The organism is Actinacidiphila sp. bgisy145 (assembly GCF_057708125.1).
This window is the reverse complement of sequence record NZ_JBYIRL010000022.1, coordinates 1-19,856: the sequence shown is the minus strand read 5'-3', so window position 1 is coordinate 19,856 and position 19,856 is coordinate 1. Positions and strand designations below refer to the sequence as shown.

Sequence of the window (19,856 nt, the reverse complement as noted above, 5' to 3'; positions counted from 1 at the left end):
TAGGGTGCCGTCATGAGCTTCCTGACTGTGGGCCACCGCGGGGTCATGGCCGTCGAGCCGGAGAACACCCTGCGGTCCTTCCGCCGCGCGGAGCGCGAAGGCGTGGACCAGATCGAACTGGACCTGCACCTGAGCAAGGACGGCGCCCTGGTGGTCATGCACGACGCGACCGTGGACCGCACCACCGACGGCGCCGGGCCGATCCGCGACCTCACCCTCGCCGAGATCCGCCGCCTGGACGCGGGGCTCGGCGAGCAGGTGCCCGTTTTCGAGGAGGTCCTCGACGCGGTGAGGTGCCCGGTCCAGGCCGAGATCAAGGACGTCGCCGCCGCGCGGGTGCTCGCCTCGGTGCTGCGCGAACGCGAGGAGACCGGCCGGGTCAGCGTGCTGTCCTTCCACGACGAGGCGCTCGCCGAGATCCACGCCCTGCTGCCCGGGGCCGCCACCGTACTGGTCGCCAGTGAGCTCGGCCCGGACCTCGTGCCGCGCGCCCAGGCGGTCGGTGCCCGCCTGGTCAGCCTCGACCTCACCCGGCTCACCCTGGAGGTCGTCGGCCGCTGCCACGACGCCGGGATCGCCGTCATGGCCTGGAGCGTCAACACCCCGCAGGACTGGGCCCTGGTGCGCGCGCTGCGGCTGGACGGCGCCGCCACCGACCTGCCGCCCGCGCTCGGCCGCGACCTGAAAGAAGAAGAAGCGGACCGGATCTGAGCGCCCGGATCTGCGCGCAGGCCCCGCGACGCCCGGCCCGCGCCGGGCGTCGCGGGCCGCGGTCACCGCGCGCCGCGGTGCGGCCACCGACCGCGCCTGGACGCGCCCCCCTGTTGAAACATCGCGGACACAATGGTCCGGCATCCGGACGGAGTGCCCAATCGCGTGGACAGACCGGCCGCCCGGGTGCCAAGGTCCCGCCATGCGCCCCGCGATCTCTCCGTCCCGGCACGGCGCGGCCCTCGCCGCGGCCGCCCTGCTCGCCCTGGCCCTGGCCGCCTGCGCCCCGCAGGACGACGACAACTCCTCGGCGAGCGCCGCACCCTCGGCAAGCACCTCGGGCGCCGCCGCGTGCCGCCCCGCCTCGCTCGCCACCCACACCGGCGGCAAGTTCACCGTCGGCACCGACAACCCGGCGTACGCCCCCTGGTTCGTGGACGACAAGCCGTCCAACGGCAAGGGCTACGAGTCGGCCGTCGCCTACGCGGTGGCCAAGCAACTCGGCTACGGCGCCGACCAGGTGGTGTGGCAGAAGGTGCCGTTCAACAGCGCCTTCTCCCCCGGTGCCAAGTCCTTCGACGTGGACATCAACCAGGTCTCCATCACCGACGAGCGCCGCAAGACGGTGGACTTCTCCCCCGGCTACTACGACGTGCGGCAGGCCGTCGTGGCACCCAAGGGGTCGAAGATCGCCGGGGCGCACTCCCTGGCCGACCTGAAGAACGCGAAGCTGGGCGCCCAGGTCGGCACCACCAGCCTCGACGTCATCGACGACGTCGTGAAGCCGACCAAGCAGCCCGCCGTCTTCCAGCGCAACGACCTCGCCGTGGCCGCCCTGAAGAACGGCCAGGTCGACGGCATCGTGGTCGACCTGCCGACCGCGTTCTACATCACCGGCTCCGAGATCCCCACGGCCACCGTCGTCGGGCAGTTCGCCACCACCGGCACCAAGGGCGCCGCCGCCGAGCAGTTCGGCCTGGTGCTGGACAAGGGCAGCAAGCTCACCTCCTGCGTCTCGCAGGCGGTCACCACGCTCCGTTCGAACGGCACGCTGGCCGCCCTGGAGAAGAAGTGGCTGTCGGACGCGGTGGACGCCCCGGTGCTCAAGTGACCGTCCAGGACCAGCGGGCGGACGACCGGGAGGGCGGCCCGGCCAAGGCGGGCGCGGACCCGTACCGGCCCTCCGCGCGGCGGCTGGCCCGCGAGCGCTATCGGCGCCGCCGCACCCGCCGCGCCTTCGCCGTCGCCGCCGCCAGCACGGCGGCGACGGCGGCCGTGCTGTACGCGCTGATCGTCAACTCGCCCGGCTGGGACCGCACCCGGCAGACGTTCTTCGACGCCCACTACGCGCGGATCTCGCTGCACCCGGTGCTGCACGGCCTGTGGCTGAACCTGCGGCTGCTGGTGGTGTGCGGGGCGGTCGTCCTGGTCGCCGGGCTGCTGATGGCCCTGCTGCGCACCCTGCGCGGCCCGGTGTTCTTCCCCGTCCGCGCCCTGGCGACGGCCTATGTCGACTTCTTCCGCGGGCTGCCGCTGATCATCTGCATCCTGCTGTGCGTCTTCGGCATCCCGGCGCTGCGGCTGACCGGGGTGACCAACAACCCGGTGCTGCTGGGCGCCTTCGCACTCTGCCTGACCTACACCGCCTACGTGGCCGAGGTGTTCCGCGCCGGCATCGAGAGCGTGCACCCCAGCCAGCGCGCCGCCGCCCGCTCGCTGGGCCTGAGCAACGCGCAGGCGATGCGGCACGTCGTGCTGCCGCAGGCGGTGCGCCGGGTGGTGCCGCCGCTCCTCAACGACCTGGTCTCCCTCCAGAAGGACACCGGCCTGGTCTCGATCGGCGGCGCGGTGGACGCGGTCTACGCGGCGCAGATCATCGCCAGCCGCGACTTCAACTACACGCCCTACGTCATCGCGGGCCTGATCTTCGTGGTGATCACCATCCCCATGACGCGCTTCACCGACTGGGTGGCCGCGCGGATGAACCGGCGGCAGTCGCAGGGAGGCGCGGTATGAGCGCGACGGACCCGCTGGAGGCGGCGGAGGGCGCCGCGGCGGCGAAGCCGTCCGCTGCCCCCGAGGACGCCGCGCCGGTGCTGCGGCTGGAGGCCGTACGCAAGACCTACGGCGGCAGCGTGGTGCTGCGCGACATCGCCCTGGAGGTGCCCGCGCACACCGTCACCGCGCTCATCGGCGCCTCCGGCTCGGGCAAGTCCACGCTGCTGCGGTGCGCGAACCTGCTGGAGGAGGTGGACGACGGGGCGATCTTCCTCGACGGCGAGGAGATCACCGACCCGCGCGCCGACGTGGACGACGTACGGCGCCGGATCGGCGTCGTCTTCCAGGCGTACAACCTCTTCCCGCACATGACGGTGCTGGACAACATCACGCTCGCGCCGCGCCGTGTGCACAAGGAGCCCCGGGCGCAGGCCGAGGCCCACGCCAAGGAACTGCTGGAGCGGCTGGGCCTGGCCGACCGCGCCCGGGAGTACCCCGACCGGCTCAGCGGCGGCCAGCAGCAGCGGGTCGCGCTGCTGCGCGCGGTCGCCACCCGGCCGCGGCTGCTGCTCCTGGACGAGATCACCGCCGCGCTCGACCCGGAACTGGTCGGCGAGGTCCTGTCGGTTGTCCGCGACCTCAAGGAGCAGGGCATGACGATGGTGATCGCCACCCACGAGATGGCGTTCGCCCGCGAGGTCGCCGACCAGGTGTGCTTCCTGGACGGCGGGGTGGTCCTGGAGCGCGGCACCGCGGCCGAGGTGTTCGGTGCCCCGCGCGAGCAGCGCACCCGGGAGTTCCTGCGGCGCGTCACGGAGTCCGGCCGGCTGTGAGCCGCGGGCGCGGTGCAGGTCGAAGCGGCGGGCGCGGGGGCCGTGCCGGTCGTACCGGCCGCGGCGGCCGGTACGGCCGAGATCGCGCCCGCGCCCGTCAGCCGAGCCGCTTGGTCAGCAGCTCGAACTCCAGGTCGTCGCGGGTCGGCAGGCCGAACCGCTCCTGGCCGTAGGGGAAGGGCGACATCTCGCCGGTGCGGGCGTAGCCGCGGCGCACATACCAGGCGATCAGCTCCTCGCGGGCGCTGATCACGGTCATGTGCATCTCGGACACGCCCCACTCCTGGGCGGCCACCCGTTCGGCCTCGGCGATGATCAGCTTGCCCAGGCCCGCGCCCTGGAGCTTCGGGCGGACCGCGAACATCCCGAAGTAGGCGTGCAACCCGCGGTGTTCGAGCTGGCAGCAGGCCACGAGCCCGCCGTCGCGCTCCACCGCCAGCATCATGCTGTCGGGCTTCTCCACCACGTCCAGCACGCCCTGCGGGTCGGTGCGCTGCCCCTCGAGGAGGTCCGCCTCGGTAGTCCACCCGGCGCGGCTCGCGTCGCCCCGGTAGGCGGACTCGACCAGGTCCACAAGGGCGGGCACGTCGGCCGCGGTCGCGGGACGGAAGCTGAGGGATGCGGTGTCCATGCCGGTCAGATTATCGAAGGCGGGCGCCGCGGCCGAGGCCCGCGCAGGCATCGGAACGACATCACACCGGCCGCGCGGGGGGCCGGGGTCTGGGGTCTGGGGGCCGGGGGCTGGGGGCGCGCGTGGGGCGGCGCGCACTCCCCCGGGCACTCCCGCGCGCTCGTCTGCGCGCCCGCGGGGCCGGGTAGGACCCGAACGGACGGACGAACGGGGCGGCAGGGCGAAGAGAAGAACGGGGGGCCGAGCACCGATGGGCGAACCGCTGCTGGTCGCATGGCTCCTCGTCGCGCTGAGCGCCGCGTCGGCCGCGTCCTGCCTCGCGCGGGCGAAGGACCGGGGCGAGGCCGTGATGGGCGCCGGCATGGCGGTGATGGCGGTGCCCGCCTCCGTCCTCGACCCGCACCGCTGGGTCGCCCCGGTCTTCGCGGTCGTCTACGCGGCCGCCGCGCTGCGCGCCCTGCTCCCGGGCACCCATGCCGCCGGCCACCGGGTGCACCACGTGGTCTGCTCGGCCGCGATGGTCTACATGGCCGTGGCCATGGCCCAGGCACCCCCGGGCGACGGCCACGCCATGGCGATGGGCGGCGCGGGCACCCCGGCGGCGACCGGCCTGCTCCTCGCCTACTTCGCGGTCTACGTCCTGCGCGCCGGCGTCCGCCTCGCCTTCCCACCCCTGCCGGCCACCGGCGCCCTCATACCCGGCGTACCCGGCACACCAGGCGCACCAGGCCCAGGCGGCGGCGCGAGCGGACCCGTCCCGCTGCGGCACTCCGCCGAAGTCGCGGCCGCCTGCCGGGTGTCCATGGCCCTCGGCATGCTCGTGATGCTGCTCCTGCTGTAGTGCGGCAGTCCCGCTGTGGGGCGCCGGCGTGGTGCCGTGGCCAAAGGCGGCAGGGCGCAATGAGTTGTACGTCACATCGGCGTCCTTGCCGCGTCACAGTGCGCGGGGCGGCTCCTAGGGTGATCGGCATGACGGTCCCGTGTGTGCTGCTGGTTCTCGGCGCACTTGCGGCGGCGATGGCGCCGCGTCTGCTCGCCCGTGCCGAATGGCCCGAGCGCGAGCCGGTACTCGCCCTGTGGGTGTGGCAGTGCGTCGTCGCCGCGGTGCTGCTGTGCTGCGTGTCCGCGATGGCGCTGACCGCGTCCGCCGCCTGGGCGGCGGTGCGCGGCCATGTCTTCGCGTTCGCGCCGCACGGCGTCGAGGACGCCTACGGGCTGGCCGGGTACGGACGTTGGGCGGGCACCCTCGCGGTCGCGCTCGCCCTCGGCGGCGTGTGGACCGCCGCGATGCTCACCCGCGAGGTGCGTGCCGCACGCGGCCGGCGCCGCTCCCGCCGGGCCGAACTCCAGGTGCGCTCGCCGCGGCTGCCCGGGGAGACGGTGCCGCCCGGCGAGCGGCTGGTCGTACTGGAGGACCACCGCTGCGACGCGTGGTGGCTGTCGGGCGCGCGGCCGCAACTGGTGATCACCACCGCCGCGCTGGGCCGGCTCAAGGGCCGCCAGCTCGACGCCGTCCTCGCCCACGAGCAGGGCCACGCCCGCGCCCGCCACGACCTGCTGCTGCACTGCGCGGGCGCGCTCGCGGGCGGCTTCCCCCAGGTCCCGGTCTTCGCCGCCTTCCGCGACCAGGTGCACCACCTGGTCGAACTGGCCGCCGACGACACCGCCTCGCGCCGTTTCGGCCGGCTCACCACGGCCCTGGCACTGGTAGAACTCAACGAACCCCGCGGTGTCTTCGGCCCCTCCCCGCAGCCGCTGGCCGAGCTGCCGGGCCGGGTCAACCGCCTGCTGGCGCCGGCCCCGCGGCTGCCGGTCGCGCAGCGGCTGCGCCTGACGGTCCTGGCCCTGCTGGTACCCGCGGTGCCGCTGATCATCACCTTCGGCCCGGGCCTGCATGCCCTGACCTGAACCGGCCGGGACCGGCCGGGACCGTCCGCGGCTATCCCGGGTCGGCCCGCGCCGCCCCACCCGCCGAGCATCCGAACCGCCGCGGAACGCGTCTGGAATGCTGGACCCAGCGACCACTACCGGGGAGGCACCATCAAGGCGGTCATGTTCGATTTCTCGGGCACCCTGTTCCGGATCGAGCCCTGCGAGCGCTGGCTCCGGGGCGCGCTCGCGGCCGAGGGCGTCGAGGCGACGGACAACGAAGTCACCACGTACGCACGGGAGTTGGAGCGGGCGGGGGCGCAGCCCGGCGGGGCGCCACCGGAGGCGCTGCCGGCGGAGCTGACCGAGCTGTGGCAGACCCGGGACCTCACCGCGGAGCGGCACCAGGCGGCGTACACGGCCCTGTCCCGGTCGGCGGGCCTGCCCTGGGACATCCACGACACGCTGTACGAGCGGCACCGCAGTCCGGCGGCGTGGCAGCCGTACCCGGACACCGCGCGGGTACTGGCCGCACTGCGTGAGCGCGGGGTGCCGGTGGCGGTGGTGAGCAACATCGGGTGGGACCTGCGGCCGGTCTTCCGGGTGCACGGCGTGGCGGACCTCGTCGACGCCTTCGTGCTCAGCTATGAGCACGAGGTGCAGAAGCCCGACCCGCGGCTGTTCCAGGTGGCGCTCGACGCGCTCGGCGCCGGCGGCGAGGCGGCCCGCGAGACGGTGATGGTCGGCGACAGCGCGCAGGCCGACGGCGGCGCGACGGCGCTGGGGTGCCGGTTCCTGCTGGTGGACCCGCTGCCGGTCGCGGACCGGCCCGACGCGCTGCTGGCCCTGCTGGACCCGCCGGCCTCGTCCGGCGCGCGTCAGGACGCCGGGGCCGGGCGCCAGGAAGCGGGCGGCAACGGACCGTAGAACGGCACAACCGGGCGTCCGCTCCGACGATCCCCCGTGTCGTCGGAGCGGACGCCCGATCCCCGTACACCCGCCACTATCTGGCCCGGCGAGCCGCGTTGAGTATATTGGCTCAGAGCCAGTCAACGCAGGAGTTCATCATGTCCCCTCGCAGCGCATCGGTCAATGAAGCGATGCGACAGCGTTCGCGCGAACGCCTGTTGCAGGCGACCGTCGAGCTGGTCGAGGAACGCGGCTACGAGGCCACGACACTGGCCGACATCACCAAACGCGCCGGTTCCGCCCGCGGCCTGGTGTCGTACTACTACTCGGGGAAACGGGCGCTGGTGCAGTCCGCGGTGCACCGGCTGATGAACCGGGAGCTGGCCGCGGCGCTGGCGGCCGAACCCGAGCCGGCCGACGGCGACGAGGTGCTGGCCCGCGCGATCGACGCGATCCTCGGGCTGACCGTCACGCACACCAAGCTGATGCGCATCCACATGTCCCAGATCCTGGCCGACGAGGGCTTCATCCAGTGCCCGGAGCAGCAGCGGCTGGCGGCACTGCTGGAGGAGGCCGTGGTGCGGTGGGGTTCGGAGACCGCGCGGGAGGAGTACCGGCTGCTGCGCGCGCTGCTGATGGGCGCGACCGTGGCGCTGCTGCTGCCGGGCGCGCCGATGCCGGTGGCGCGGCTGCGGTCGGAGCTGTTCCAGCGCTACCGCCTGGACTGGCAGTTGGGGGTGCCGCCCTGCGCGCAGGACCCGCGCGAGCCGGCCGGCCTCCCCGACGCCGCCACCCCCCTCAAACCCGCCTGACCCGGCCGCGGTCGCGGCTGCCGATCGGCGCCGCCCGGACCACGGAGTTCGGGCCCCGCGCGCGCTGCCGCCCGGGGCGTGGATCGTGGACTCGGGTGCGGGGCAGGGGGGTTGAGCCAGTAGAGTGACGGACTGTGACTGCGCGACCGTTGGACGAGATTGTCGAGGCGGGCTGGGCGAAGGCGCTCGAGCCCGTGGCGGACCGGATCGCGGCGATGGGGGACTTCCTCCGCGCCGAGATCGCCGCGGGCCGTACGTACCTGCCCTCGGGGGCCAACGTGCTGCGCGCCTTCCAGCAGCCCTTCGACGAGGTGAAGGTGCTCATCGTCGGCCAGGACCCGTACCCGACGCCGGGGCACGCGGTCGGGCTGAGCTTCTCCGTCGCGCCGGAGGTGCGGCCGCTGCCGGGCAGTCTGGAGAACATCTTCCGCGAGCTGCACAGCGACCTCGGCGCGCCCCGGCCCTCCAACGGCGACCTGACCCCCTGGACGCGGCAGGGCGTACTGCTGCTCAACAGGGCGCTGACCACGGCCCCGCGCCGCCCGGCCGCCCACCGCGACAAGGGCTGGGAGCAGGTGACCGAGCAGGCGATCCGGGCACTGGCCGCCCGCGGCCGCCCGCTGGTGTCGATCCTGTGGGGCCGCGACGCCCGCAACGCGCGCCCCCTGCTCGGCCCGCTGCCCGCGATCGAGTCCGCGCACCCCTCGCCGATGTCGGCGGACCGCGGCTTCTTCGGTTCGCGCCCCTTCAGCCGGGCCAACGACCTGCTCGTGCAGCAGGGCAGTCAGCCTGTGGACTGGCAACTGCCCTGAGCCGGGCCGCGGGGTAGTCTGCCCGGGTGACGACGCATTCCAACACCCCGGCCGGCTGGTACGCCGACCCGCAGGGCACTCCGAATCTGCTGCGGTACTGGGACGGCGCCCAGTGGACCGAGCACACCAACCCCGGCCAGGTCCCGGGCCAGCAGAAGCCCTCACAGGAGGGCGGCAGCGCCTGGGAGCTGGACGTCAGCCGCTCGCCCGACCCCGCGCGCATCCAGCACCAGGTACAGGGCCAGGCGGGCGTCGCCTCGCCCGGCTACGGCGGTGGCACCCTGTTCACCGAGCCGGTCCTGGTGGTGAACCAGAAGGCGAAGCTGATCGAGCTGGTCAACGAGTACACCGTCTTCGACCAGAACGGCCGGACCCTCGGCTCGGTGGTGGAGGTCGGCCAGAGCACCGCGAAGAAGGTGCTGCGCTTCGTCTCCAGCGTGGACCAGTTCCTCACCCACAAGCTGGAGGTGCGCGACGCGCAGGGCGTGCCGCAGCTGGTGCTCACCCGCCCGGCGAAGCTGATCAAGTCCAAGGTGCAGGTGCACCGGGCGAACGGCGAGCCGCTGGGCGAGATCGTCCAGCAGAACGCCTTCGGCAAGATCAAGTTCGGCTTCATGTACAACGGCCAGCAGATAGGCGCGATCAAGGCCGAGAACTGGCGGGCCTGGAACTTCGCCATCGTGGACCACACCGACACCGAGATCGGCCGGATCACCAAGACGTGGGAGGGCCTGGCGAAGACGATGTTCACCACCGCCGACAACTACGTCCTCCAGATCCACCGGCAGCTGGCCGACCCGCTGCTGAGCATGGTCGTGGCGTCCGCGCTCACCGTGGACACCGCGCTCAAGCAGGACTCGCGCGGGCTCGGCTGACACGTGCGGGAGTCCTTCGGGCAGCCGGGCGCGGACGGCGCCGGCCCGTGGGTGCTGGGGATCGACTCCGGCGGCTCGGGCGTACGCGTCGGGCTCGCGCCCGCCGGTGCGCCGGCGGCCGCAGCCGTGGCCGCGGCCGACCGCCCCGCGGTCACCGGCCCGCACGGCATCGACGCGGCGAGCCTGCTGACGCGGGTACGGCCGCTGGCCGCGGAGCTGATGGCGTCCGCAGGGGCCGAGCGGATCGCGGCGGCCTGTGTCGGCGCGGCCGGGATGGCCACGCTCGGCGACGACCTGCGCGCCCACCTGCCGGCCGCGCTCGCCGACGCCTTCGGGGTACGGCACCTCGCGCTGGCCGGCGACGCGGTGACGGCGTACGCGGGCGCGCTCGGGCTGCGCCCCGGAGTGGTGGTGGCCGCGGGCACCGGGATGATCGCGCTGGGCACCGGCGCGGACGGCGGCGGCTGGCGGCGCGCGGACGGCTGGGGCCATCTGCTGGGCGACGCCGGCGGCGGCGCCTGGATCGGCCGCGCGGGCCTGGACGCGGCCATGCGCGCCCACGACGGGCGCGCCGGCGGCTCCGCGGCGCTGCTGGCCGCGGCCCGGGAGCGCTTCGGGCCGCTGGACACGCTGCCGGGGCAGCTCTACCCGCGGCCCGACCGCGCCGCCGTGCTCGCCTCCTTCGCGCCCGACGTGGCCCGGCACAGCGGCAGCGACCCGGTGGCCGAGGGCATCCTGCGGCAGGCCGCGGCGCACATCCTCGAGGCGGCCGCCGCCGTACGGCCCGGCCCCGGCCCGGTCGACGTGGCGCTGGCCGGCGGGCTGTTCCGGATGGGCGAGCCGCTGCTCGGCCCGCTGCGGCAGCAGGCGGCCGGACTGCTGCCCGGGGCCGCCCTGGTGCCGGCCGCGGGCGACCCGCTGGACGGCGCCCTGCTGATCGCGGACGCCCTGCGGCACGGCCCGCTGCCACTGCCCGCCGACCCGGGCCTGCTCTCGGTCACGGTGGCGGACCGCCCGCGGACGCCGCCGCGGGCACGACCGGAACCGTAGGACCCCCGATCGCGGGGCAGCCGCCGTTCGGGACACCCCAGGCGTACCGCCCGTCACACCCCGCCGTCGAAACGGACACTTCCGGGCAGGTCCGACCTCCTTCGCACCCGGGCGAACAAGGAGGCGGCGCAACGCGTTAGCATGCGTCGCCATGAGCAATGCCACAGGGCCCGCCTCCGGCCTCCCCGTTCGAATGCCGCGTCCGCGCCAGCCGGGACGACACCGCCGCCCGGAGGCGCTCAGCGCGCCCGAGGGTTCCCCGGCGCTGGTCCTCGCCGTGCCGGGCACCCCGACCGCAGCGGCGCTCAGCCTGGCCGAGGAGGTCGTGAGCATCGCCCGCTCGGAGCTGTCCGGGCTCGACCCCCGGATCGCCTTCGTGGACGGCGAGGACGGCGAACTGGGCGACTTCCCGTCGCTGCGCGGCGTTCTCGACCAGCTGGCGGTCGAACGGCCCGGAGAGGACACCTCGGCGGTCGTGGTGCCCCTGCTGGCCGGCCCCGAGGCGGCGGCGCTGCGCCGGATCAGGCAGGCCGTGGTCGACAGCAAGGCCCAGGTGGAGCTGACCGACGTGCTCGGCCCGCACCCGCTGCTCGCCGAGGCGCTGCACGTGCGGCTGTCGGAGGCGGGGCTCGCGCGCGCCGACCGCGCCCGGCTGTTCACGGTCGCCACGGCGGCCGACGGCATCATCCTGGCCACGGTGGGCGGCGAGGAGGCCGCGCAGGCGGCCGGCGTGACCGGGCTGCTGCTGGCCGCGCGGCTCGCGGTGCCGGTGCTGGCCGCGGCGCTGGACGTGGACGGCGCGATCGCGACCACCGCCGAGCAGCTGCGGGCGTCGGGCTCCTCCACGCTGGCGCTGGCGCCGTGCCTGATCGGCCCGGAGATCGCCCCGCAGCTGCTGCACACCGCGGCGGAGGAGGCGGGCTGCTCGGGCGCCGACGCGCTGGGGCCGTACCCGGCCGTCGGCAAGCTCGTGGTGACGCAGTACGCCACGGCGCTGGGCATCGCGCTCCAGCCCGCCCAGCCGGGCGGCGCGCAGCAGCAGTAGCGGCCCGTCACAGGGCCGCCAGGACGCGAACGGCGCGGGCGCCTCCCCGGGTTGCCGAGGGGGCGCCCGCGCCGTGCGCGGGACGTACGGTGCCGCGGCCCGAGGGGCGAGCCGGCGGCCTGACGGGCGGCCGACGGGCGGACGGGCGCGCGACTCAGGCGAACAGCACGCAGGACACCGCGGGCAGCTGGAGCGCACCGGACCGCGCGGGCATCCCGGTGGCCTCGTCGACGTCGAACCAGGTCACGTCGCCGGAGCGCTCGTTGGCGGCGTACAGGCGGGTGCCGGACGGGTCGAGGGTGAGGTGGCGCGGCCAGGAGCCGCCGCAGTCCACGGTGTCGAGGAGTTCGAGCTGCTCGCCGCTGTCGTCCAGGCGGAGCACCGCGATGCTGTCGTGGCCGCGGTTGGCGGCCCAGGCGAAGCGGCCGTCGGGCGAGACCACCAGCTCCGAGGGGTAGTTGTCGCCCGTGGCGCCCTCGGGCAGCACCCGCGTCTCGGCGAGCGGCCGCAGGCTGCCCTTGTCCGCGTCGAAACGGCAGACGGTGACGACGGAGTCCAGTTCGTTCAGCACGTAGGCGTGGCCGCCGCGGGGGTGGAAGGTCAGGTGGCGCGGGCCGATGCCGGAGCGCAGGCCGAGTTCGCGTTCCACCTCCAGCTCGCCGGCGGACGGCTCCAGTTCGCACACCCGGACCGAGTCGGTGCCCAGGTCGACGGTGAGCAGCCAGCGGCCGCTGGGGTCGGGCACCACCGCGTGGGCGTGCGGGGCCTCCTGGCGCTGCCGGTTCGGGCCGTCGCCCTCGTGCTTCAGGACGCAGCGCACCGCGCCGAGCGCGCCGCCCTCCTCGACGGCGAGCACGCTGACGCTGCCGGGCGCCGCGTAGTTGGCGGTGGCCAGGTGGCCGCGGTGCAGCGCCAGGTGCGTCGGGGAGCCGCCGCGCACCGGGACGGGCGCGCCGAGCAGCTTGGGGGCGGCCGGGTCGGCGAGCGAGAAGGCGGCCGCGGTGCCCTCCGGTTCGCTCTCGCCGACCGTGTAGAGGGTGCCGCCGTCGGCGGACAGGGCCAGGAAGGACGGGTTCGCCACTTCCGCGGTGTGGCCGAGCGCGGTCAGCGCGCCCGTGCCCGGGTCGACCTCGGCGGCGGTGAGCCCGCGCCCGCCCGCCGACGTGAACGACCCGATGTACGCATGTCCGGCCACTTGCCGTACCTCTTCCGACTGACGTCTTTACGGCGGCTGAGAGTAGTACCTGTGGCGGTCCACGTCGCCCCCGGGTCACCCGGTGGGGGCATGGCGGACCCCCGGCGCGACGCGCGCGGTCGCGGCCGGGGGTCCGGTTTGCGCGGCCGGACGGTCAGAAACCGCCGTAGGACGACACGGTGTAGGCGCAGTCGGTGTAGTAACTGCCCGAACGCAGCGTCTCGGAATCCGCGTGGGAGGTCGCGGAGGAGTCACCCGACGGTTTGTGCAGGAAGTAGATGGTGCCGGTCGGCAGGTAGATGGTCTTCTGCGGGTAGTGCTTGCCGCTGGCCTGGCAGGCGCTGCCCTGCGCGCTGATCTCGCTGGAGTAGTCCGAGCAGCTGCTGCACGCCGGCAGGGTGAAGCTGCCGGTGACCTTGCCGGTGTAGAGGATCTCGACCGGGTCGGGGCTGTCGTTGCTGACGATCAGTTTGATGCTGCCGCCGGAGGCCATCGTGGGCACGTGCTTGCCCGCGGCGGACTCCTCCTTGGCGATCTCGGCGGCGATGGCGAACTTCTTGGCCAGCGCGTGGTGCGTGTCGTGCGGGTACTTGTCGGTGAAGTCGTTCATCGTGGTGAGCGCGGAGTCGAAGTCGCCGGACTTGTACTGGTGCACGCCGCAGGCGTAGGTGCCGGACTCCACATGGCTGTCGGCGCGCGAGGAGTCCTTGGTCAGGGCGTCCTTGGAGCTGCCCTGCGCCTTGTCGGCGAGGGTGGTGGCGAAGGAGCCGAGGCCGGTGACGCGGCTGGTCGCGCCGCAGGGGTCGCTGCCGCCGATCGCCTTGACGGCCTTGTCGATCGTGCCGCTGACGGCCGGCTCGACCTTCGCGGCCTGCGCCGACTGCGGGAAGGTGGTGAGCAGGTCGGCGAGGTCGTCCTCGTCGCCGCCGGACGCGGTGGTCTTCGAGGTGTTCTCCAGGTCGAGCACGCCGCATTCGTACAGCGACGTCGCCAGGCGGTCGTCGGGCCAGGTGGCGAGCGAGCCGAGGCCGTCCTTGCCGAACGTGCCGGGCACGCTGCGCAGGTACTTCAGCGGCGGTATGGCGTCGCAGTACTGCTGCTGGTCGTAGGGGGCGGCGACGGTCCGGTAGAAGGTCCGCATCCGGTCCGGCACGAGCTTCGCGGCCTTGGAGCCGGAGTGGTGCTTCTTCAGGTCGCGGTAGGAGTCCAGGGCCGAGGTGTAGTTGGGCTGGGCGGTGGCGAAGTCCTTGCCCTTGGCGGCGGTCACCTTGCCGTCGGCGGCGGCGAGGCGGTCCAGCAGCATCTTCTGCGTGGCGTCGTCGCGCGCGTGGTCGTAGAGGACGACGCCGCCGGCCGGTACGGCCAGCAGCACCAGGCCGATGACGACGGCGACCGGGGCCAGCGGCGGCCAGGACAGGCGGGTGCGCAGGCCGCGCCACGCGCCGTGCGCGGCGGCCAGCAGGAGGAAGGCCAGGTATCCGTAGCGGACGCCGCCGGCGACGCCGTCCGGCTTGGCGGGGAGCGCGACCACCAGCAGGACGGCGGTGGCGATCAGGCAGACCGCGAGGCCCAGCCAGCGGCGCATGGCGGCGTAACCGAGGCCGAGGCCGCTGAGGTTGAGCAGGCCGACCGCGACGGCCCGCAGCGTGTCGGCGGGCGGGCGGGGCGCGGCGGGCGGGGCGGGTGGCGGCAGGGGGAACCCGGCGCCGCTGCCGGGCGGGCCGAAGCCGCCGGCGGGGGCGCCGTACGCGCCGTAGCCGCCGTAGCCGCCCGCGGTGGGCGGTCCCGGGGGCGCCGCGGGGGGCGCCGGCGGCACGGGCGGGACCGGCGGCGGTGTGCCGTAGCCGCCCGGGGCGCCGTAGCCGGCCCCGCCCGGGGCGCCGTAGCCGCCTGTCCGCGGGGCGCCCGGGGTCGCCGCGCCCCTCGAACCGCCCGCGTCACCGGGCGGCCGCGCGTCCTGCGTCCCGCCGCCCCCGGCCTCGTTCTGCCCGTCCCAAGACACCGCGAACTCCCCCCACCCTCGGTCACCGTCGTCGCCGTCCGCGGGCACGCGTGATCACGCCCGCACGTGGGCGGAGCCTATGCGTACCGGCCGCTTCCTGCCCGTAAATATAAAGATTCCGTCAACAGACCGCCGGTTCCCGCCGGGACGGACTTTTCCGTCCGGCCAGGCGGTGGCTCGAAATGATCGTCGGCCGCACGCCCGTCGGTACGGTGAATATGCCAAGAACACAGCCGTGAGGGGACCACCGGCCCATGCCCGTCGACGCCCTGGACGCCCGTATCCTGCGGCTGCTCCTGAAGCAGCCGCGCACCAGCGTCCGCGAGTACGCCCGCATCCTCGGCGTCGCCCGCGGCACCCTCCAGGCGCGGCTGGACCGCATGGAGCGCGACGGTGTGATCACCACCGCGGGCCCGCGCGTCTCCCCCGCCGCGCTCGGCCACCCGGTGCTGGCGTTCGTGCGGATCGAGGTGACGCAGGGCCAGCTCGACGGGGCCGGCGCGGAGTTGGCGGCGGTGCCCGAGGTCATCGAGGCGTTCTCGATCACCGGCGGCGGCGACCTGCTCGCCCGGGTCGTGGCCCGCGACAACGCGCACCTGGAGGACGTCATCCAGCAGCTCATACGGCTGCCGGGCGTGGTCAGGACGCGCACCGAGATCGCGCTGCGGGAGCGCGTCGCCGAACGGGTGCTGCCGCTGGTGGAGTCGGTGAAGCAGGCGGCGGAGCAGCCGCCGCGCACCGGGGAGCCGGACACCGCCGCCGAGGGCGGCGGAGGGGAGAGCGGCGGAGGGAATGGCGGGGCGGGTGAGGACACCGCCGCACCGGTGCCCTCACCCGCCCCGGACATCCCCGCGGTGCCGTCCCAGGCGCAGCGGCACCAGGCGCCCTCCCACGGGCCGTCGGCTCAGCGCGCCGCCAGGTAGTCCTTCGCCTCCTGGGGCGCCTTGGCCGGGGACCCGGCGTCGAACGGCGGCTGCGGGTCGTACTCGATGGCGAGTTGGAACGCCTGGGCGGCCACCGGGCCCTCGATGAGCTCGGCCAGCCGCAGCGCCATGTCGATGCCGGCGGAGACGCCCGCGGCGGTGATGATGCCGCCGGGCTGCTCCACCACGCGCTGCTCGGTGTAGGCGGCGCCGAAGGACTCCAGCCGCGCGACCTCGCTCCAGTGGGTGGTGGCGGCGAGTCCGTCCAGCAGCCCGGCGGCGCCCAGCAGCAGCGAGCCGGTGCACACGGACGTGGTCCAGGTGGTGGTGGCGTGCACGCGGCGCATCCAGTCCAGCAGCGCCGCGTTGTCCAGGTTCCGCCGCGCGCCGGGCCCTCCCGGCACCAGCAGCACATCGGCGGACACGATGTCGTCGAAGGTCGCGGTGGGGACGACGGTCAGCCAGCCGGCGTCGTCGGTGACCGGCGCGGCGGACCGCGCGGCGAAGACCAGCTCGGCGCCGGACAGCAGCCGCAGCACCTCGTAGGGGCCGACGGCGTCGAGCGAGGTGAAGCCGTCGAAGACGGGGACGACGATACGCACGGGCGATACCTTTCGGTAATGATCATTTTCGGGCGCGTCCGGTGCGGTCCTCCGCCCGGGCCGCCCGCTGTCAGAACGGCGGTACGACTGCGTCCGCCGGCAGGGCCCGGGATACGGGCGCGGGCCCGTCGGCCGGCCGGTCCGCGGATACGGGCGCGGATGCCGCGAAGTGCCGCCGGTACTCGCCCGGGGTGACCTGGACCCGGCGCTTGAAGCTGCGGTGCAGCGTCTCGACCGTGCCGAACCCGCAGCTGCGGGCGACCGCGTCGATCGTGGTGCCGGTCGACTCCAGCAGCCGCCGCGCGGCCTCGATCCGGGCCTGCTCGACGTACGCCGCCGGGGTACGGCCGGTCTCGGCGCGGAAGACGCGGGTGAAGTGGCGCTCGCTCATCCCGGCGCGGGCGGCGAGCACCGGCACCGCGAGGTCCTCGCCGAGGTGGTCGGCGATCCAGTCGAGGACCTCCCGCAGCGTGGAGCGCTCCGGGCGCTGCGCGGCGAGCTGGGTGCTGAACTGGGCCTGGCCGCCGGGGCGCTGCACGAACATCACCAGGTGGCGCGCGATGGTGCGGGCCGTCTCGGGCCCGTGGTCCGCCTCGACCATGGCCAGCGCGAGGTCGATGCCCGCGGTGACCCCGGCGGAGGTCCACACCTCGCCGTCGCGGACGAAGATCGGGTCGGGGTCCACGGTGACGGCCGGGTAGCGCTCGGCGAGGGCGGCGCACTTCGTCCAGTGCGTGACGGCGCGCCGCCCGTCGAGCAGCCCGGTCTCGGCGAGCAGGAACGCGCCGGTGCACACCGACGCGACCCGGCGGGCGCGGCGCGCGGTCGCCGCGAACCATCCGACGAACTCCCGGTCCCCGCAGACCCGGTGGACGCCCGGGCCGCCGACGGCGACCAGCGTGTCCACCGGGCGGTCGTCCTGGGCGGCGGCCCGGGTCGGCGTCACCACGAGCCCGCTGCTGGACGTGACCGGATCGGGCCCGGGCGCGACCACCTCGATCACGCTCCGCCCGGGCGCGCGGCCCCGCGGCCCGTCGGCGCGGGCGGCCGCCAGCCGGCCGGCGTTCGTGAACACCTCGTGCGGCCCGGTCAGGTCGAGGATCTGGAAGTTCGGGTAGACGGCGAAGACGGTCCGGCTGCTGGTCACCCGGCCATCGTGGGCGCGAGCGGGGAATGGCGGCAAGGACACGGCTATGACGATTCCGGCCACCGCGCCGGGCGGTGGAGTCATCTACGCGCGTCCGCCCTCTGGCGGACGCGCGTAGAAACGCGCATCATGGCCGTGCCCCACCGCACTGCCGCCCCACCGTCCCCACCCGGCACGGCCGCAGGCGCCCGCCCGTTCCCGGGCCGCCGCCCGTTCGCGGCGCCGCGCGCGGCTCCACGAGGCACCACGGGCACGTCGCAGACCGCACGTCGCACAGGGCACACCGCACCCAGCACGCCGCACCCGGTTCCGGCCGTACGCCGGGACACCGCCGTACAGGTAGTTGTCATGCACGCGACATTTCTTCCCCCCCACCCCACCCGAAGTCGAAAGGAACCCGACATGGCTTGCGGATCGACCAGCCTCTGGGCAGGCGAGAGCACCTGGTTCTGCTGCGGCAGCTCCTGGGGCCCCTGCGGCAGCGCCGGCACCGGCGCCTGCGGCACCTGCCAGTCCAGCTCCCACATGGCCGCCTGGCCCAACACCACCGCCGCCTGCTACGCGATCACCCGGCCCGACGTGTGCGGCGAGGGCATCCCGCGGCGCGGCTGCGGCTCGGTGATGAACGTCAAGCACCAGTGCTCCGGCGCGCAGGTGTGCGTCACCGTCGCCGACTGCGGCCCGCGCACCCAGAGCTTCTGCGGCGAGGCCACCTGCTGCAACGGCAGCTGCCGCACCAACCGCGTGATCGACCTGACCCCCGCGGCCTTCTCCGCGATCGGCAGCCTCAGCTCCGGCATGCTGCCGGTCTACATCTACGAGTGACCCGGCCCGGAAGGAGGAGCACCGACATGAGCAACCACCAGGACCCCAGGGGCCGTTCCGGCTTCGACCGCAGGCGCTTCCTGACCACCGCCGCGCTCGGCGGGGCCACCATCGTGGGCGCCTCGGCGCTCGGCGGGCTCGATGCCGACGCCGCGTTCGCCGCACCCGGCCCGTCGCTCGACCCGGCGATCACCAGATCGACCTTCGCCGAGGGCCGGATCACCGCCATCAACGGCTCCGTGCTGGAAGTGGCCGGCTCGACCGGCGAGCGGCACCTGATCCAGCTCACCAACGCCACCAGCGTCTGGAAGCTGCGCACCACCACCGCCGAGGCGATCGAGGTCGGCGACGGGCTGTACGCGCGGGGTGTGGACATGCCCGACGGCACCATCGCCGCTGACGCGGTGTGGGTGAACATCGTCAACCTGTTCTGCACGGTGCGCGGCATCGCCAAGGACCGCCTGCACCTCACCCACGGCGACGGCAACCACGCCGTGGTGGGCCGGATCGTGCCCGAGACGACCACCGCGTCCTACCTCGGCGGGTCGCTCACGCCGGACCTGACCCGGGTGCGGATCGGGCAGACCGCGCAGGTGCTCGGCGCGTGGCGGCCCGCGGACGACTCGGTGGACATCGCCCGCGTCACGGTCGGGCATTGAGGGGCGGCGCGATGATCCTCGACCTCGCTCCCCTGGTGTGCGGTGTACTGCTCGCGGCGACCGGGGCGGCCAAGCTGTTCGGCCGGCGCACCGCGCAGGTCGCGGCGAACACCGTGCTGGTGCGGGTGCTCGGCAACGGCCACCGGGCGGCGTTCGCGCTGCGCGCGGTCGGCGCCGCCGAACTCGCCGCCGCCGCGGGCCTGCTGGCCGTCCCGGGCACGGTGCTGCCCGGCGCGGCGACCGCGCTGCTCGGGGCGGGCTTCACCGGCTATCTCGGCTACGCGAAGGCGACCGCGCCGCAGTCCTCATGCGGGTGCAGCGCCCGCGACGAGGGCCCGATCGGGGCGCGCGCGTTCCTGCGGGCGGGCGCGGTGCTGGCCGCCGGGGTGGCCGCGGCCTTCGCGGGCACCGCCTGGTGGTCGCGGCTGGCCCGGGACCCGGGCTGGTCGGTGCTGGTGCTCGCGGCGGCCGCGGCGGCGCTGCTGGCGCTGTCCCGGGACCTGGACCGGGTGTGGATGCCGCTGCGGCGGCTGCGGGTTCGGGTGTTCGGCACCCCGCTGCCGTCCGGCCCGGGCGGGCGGGTGCCCGTCGAGGCGTCGGTGGAGTTGCTGGAGCGCTCGCTCGCCTGGCAGGCGTCCTCGCCGATCGTACGGTCCGGGCTGCTGGACTCCTGGGACGAGGGCGGCTGGCGGGTGCTGCGGTACGCCGGGGTGCACGCCGCCGCCGGGGGCGCCCGCCCGGTCAACGTGCTGTTCGCGCTGGACGACCGGGCGACCACGGACGCCAACCCGAGCCCGGCGGTGCGGGTCTCGGTGGTCGACGACCGCACCCAGGAGGTCGTACCGGTCGACCTGCTGGCGCTGTCCGGGCTGCACAGGCCGCTGCGGATGGTCTGACCCGGCCCGGGGGCGCCCCGAGGCACCCAAGGCCCCCGGGGTGGCCGCTTTCCGCGGGGAGC

At 74.7% G+C, this 19,856-nt stretch carries 20 protein-coding genes and 1 pseudogene; 16 read left to right on the top strand and 5 right to left on the bottom strand.

Annotated features, from left to right (window positions below; all coding sequences use genetic code 11):
- Positions 1-12 precede the first annotated feature (12 nt).
- The 4 genes from AC3ERT_RS20460 to AC3ERT_RS20445 all read left to right on the top strand — a co-directional run bounded on the left by AC3ERT_RS20460 (position 13) and on the right by AC3ERT_RS20445 (position 3,542).
- Positions 13-711 (top strand): glycerophosphodiester phosphodiesterase, encoded by a 699-nt coding sequence (locus AC3ERT_RS20460; protein ID WP_435175868.1) that lies wholly within the window; start codon positions 13-15, stop codon positions 709-711.
- A gap of 202 nt (positions 712-913) precedes the next feature.
- A complete protein-coding gene (locus AC3ERT_RS20455; RefSeq protein ID WP_335980069.1) occupies positions 914-1,822 on the top strand; it encodes an ABC transporter substrate-binding protein in 909 nt (302 codons plus the stop codon).
- On the top strand, positions 1,819-2,727 hold the full coding sequence (locus AC3ERT_RS20450) for an amino acid ABC transporter permease (RefSeq protein ID WP_335980071.1): 909 nt from the start codon (positions 1,819-1,821) through the stop codon (positions 2,725-2,727). Before AC3ERT_RS20455 ends, AC3ERT_RS20450 begins: the two co-directional genes overlap by 4 nt.
- Entirely contained in the window at positions 2,724-3,542 is an 819-nt protein-coding gene (locus AC3ERT_RS20445; protein WP_435175866.1) for an amino acid ABC transporter ATP-binding protein, read from the top strand. Before AC3ERT_RS20450 ends, AC3ERT_RS20445 begins: the two co-directional genes overlap by 4 nt.
- Before the next feature lie 97 nt (positions 3,543-3,639).
- Here the strand turns inward: AC3ERT_RS20445 and AC3ERT_RS20440 are convergent, their stop codons facing one another.
- A complete protein-coding gene (locus tag AC3ERT_RS20440; protein WP_435175864.1) occupies positions 3,640-4,173 on the bottom strand; it encodes a GNAT family N-acetyltransferase in 534 nt (177 codons plus the stop codon).
- A gap of 250 nt (positions 4,174-4,423) precedes the next feature.
- Here AC3ERT_RS20440 and AC3ERT_RS20435 point away from each other — a divergent pair, with 250 nt between their 5' ends.
- The 8 genes from AC3ERT_RS20435 (at position 4,424) to AC3ERT_RS20400 (ending at position 11,545) form a co-directional block, all read left to right on the top strand.
- Positions 4,424-5,014 carry a DUF5134 domain-containing protein gene (locus tag AC3ERT_RS20435; protein WP_435175862.1) on the top strand — a complete coding sequence of 197 codons (591 nt, stop codon included), beginning with the start codon at positions 4,424-4,426 and terminating at the stop codon, positions 5,012-5,014.
- Positions 5,015-5,142: 128 nt separating this feature from the next.
- Positions 5,143-6,081 (top strand): M56 family metallopeptidase, encoded by a 939-nt coding sequence (locus tag AC3ERT_RS20430; RefSeq protein WP_435134615.1) that lies wholly within the window; start codon positions 5,143-5,145, stop codon positions 6,079-6,081.
- 144 nt (positions 6,082-6,225) lie between these two features.
- Entirely contained in the window at positions 6,226-6,969 is a 744-nt protein-coding gene (locus AC3ERT_RS20425; RefSeq protein WP_335980082.1) for an HAD family hydrolase, read from the top strand.
- A 140-nt stretch (positions 6,970-7,109) separates the two neighbouring features.
- Positions 7,110-7,763, top strand: a complete 654-nt coding sequence (locus AC3ERT_RS20420; RefSeq protein WP_335980085.1) for a TetR/AcrR family transcriptional regulator — start codon at positions 7,110-7,112, stop codon at positions 7,761-7,763.
- Positions 7,764-7,897: 134 nt separating this feature from the next.
- Positions 7,898-8,575 carry a uracil-DNA glycosylase gene (locus AC3ERT_RS20415; RefSeq protein ID WP_435175860.1) on the top strand — a complete coding sequence of 226 codons (678 nt, stop codon included), beginning with the start codon at positions 7,898-7,900 and terminating at the stop codon, positions 8,573-8,575.
- A 26-nt stretch (positions 8,576-8,601) separates the two neighbouring features.
- Complete coding sequence (locus AC3ERT_RS20410; protein ID WP_335980089.1) at positions 8,602-9,450, top strand: LURP-one-related family protein; 849 nt, start codon at positions 8,602-8,604, stop codon at positions 9,448-9,450.
- Positions 9,451-9,453: 3 nt separating this feature from the next.
- Positions 9,454-10,500, top strand: coding sequence for an N-acetylglucosamine kinase (locus tag AC3ERT_RS20405; protein WP_435175858.1), 1,047 nt, complete (start codon positions 9,454-9,456; stop codon positions 10,498-10,500).
- A gap of 151 nt (positions 10,501-10,651) precedes the next feature.
- Entirely contained in the window at positions 10,652-11,545 is an 894-nt protein-coding gene (locus AC3ERT_RS20400; RefSeq protein ID WP_335980094.1) for a sirohydrochlorin chelatase, read from the top strand.
- 154 nt (positions 11,546-11,699) lie between these two features.
- Here the strand turns inward: AC3ERT_RS20400 and AC3ERT_RS20395 are convergent, their stop codons facing one another.
- Together AC3ERT_RS20395 and AC3ERT_RS20390 are read right to left on the bottom strand one after the other, a co-directional pair.
- Positions 11,700-12,740, bottom strand: coding sequence for a lactonase family protein (locus tag AC3ERT_RS20395; RefSeq protein ID WP_435175856.1), 1,041 nt, complete (start codon positions 12,738-12,740; stop codon positions 11,700-11,702).
- Between the two features lie 154 nt (positions 12,741-12,894).
- Positions 12,895-14,742 carry a hypothetical protein gene (locus AC3ERT_RS20390; protein WP_435175854.1) on the bottom strand — a complete coding sequence of 616 codons (1,848 nt, stop codon included), beginning with the start codon at positions 14,740-14,742 and terminating at the stop codon, positions 12,895-12,897.
- Between the two features lie 254 nt (positions 14,743-14,996).
- Here AC3ERT_RS20390 and AC3ERT_RS20385 point away from each other — a divergent pair.
- Positions 14,997-15,473 (top strand): annotated as a pseudogene (locus AC3ERT_RS20385) (Lrp/AsnC family transcriptional regulator); the annotation flags it as partial.
- 173 nt (positions 15,474-15,646) lie between these two features.
- Here the strand turns inward: AC3ERT_RS20385 and AC3ERT_RS20380 are convergent.
- On the bottom strand, positions 15,647-16,267 hold the full coding sequence (locus AC3ERT_RS20380) for a DJ-1/PfpI family protein (protein WP_335980100.1): 621 nt from the start codon (positions 16,265-16,267) through the stop codon (positions 15,647-15,649).
- Between the two features lie 70 nt (positions 16,268-16,337).
- Positions 16,338-17,414: a GlxA family transcriptional regulator gene (locus AC3ERT_RS20375; protein WP_435175851.1), complete on the bottom strand. Its 1,077-nt coding sequence runs from the start codon at positions 17,412-17,414 to the stop codon at positions 16,338-16,340.
- A 402-nt stretch (positions 17,415-17,816) separates the two neighbouring features.
- Between AC3ERT_RS20375 and AC3ERT_RS20370 the strand changes: the two genes are divergently transcribed.
- The 3 genes from AC3ERT_RS20370 to AC3ERT_RS20360 are packed head-to-tail and all read left to right on the top strand — an operon-like array spanning position 17,817 to position 19,794.
- A complete protein-coding gene (locus AC3ERT_RS20370) occupies positions 17,817-18,239 on the top strand; it encodes an RlpA-like double-psi beta-barrel domain-containing protein (protein ID WP_335980105.1) in 423 nt (140 codons plus the stop codon).
- Positions 18,240-18,265: 26 nt separating this feature from the next.
- A complete protein-coding gene (locus AC3ERT_RS20365) occupies positions 18,266-18,898 on the top strand; it encodes a cell wall protein (protein WP_335980107.1) in 633 nt (210 codons plus the stop codon).
- A gap of 11 nt (positions 18,899-18,909) precedes the next feature.
- Entirely contained in the window at positions 18,910-19,794 is an 885-nt protein-coding gene (locus tag AC3ERT_RS20360) for a MauE/DoxX family redox-associated membrane protein (protein ID WP_435175849.1), read from the top strand.
- Positions 19,795-19,856 lie beyond the last annotated feature (62 nt).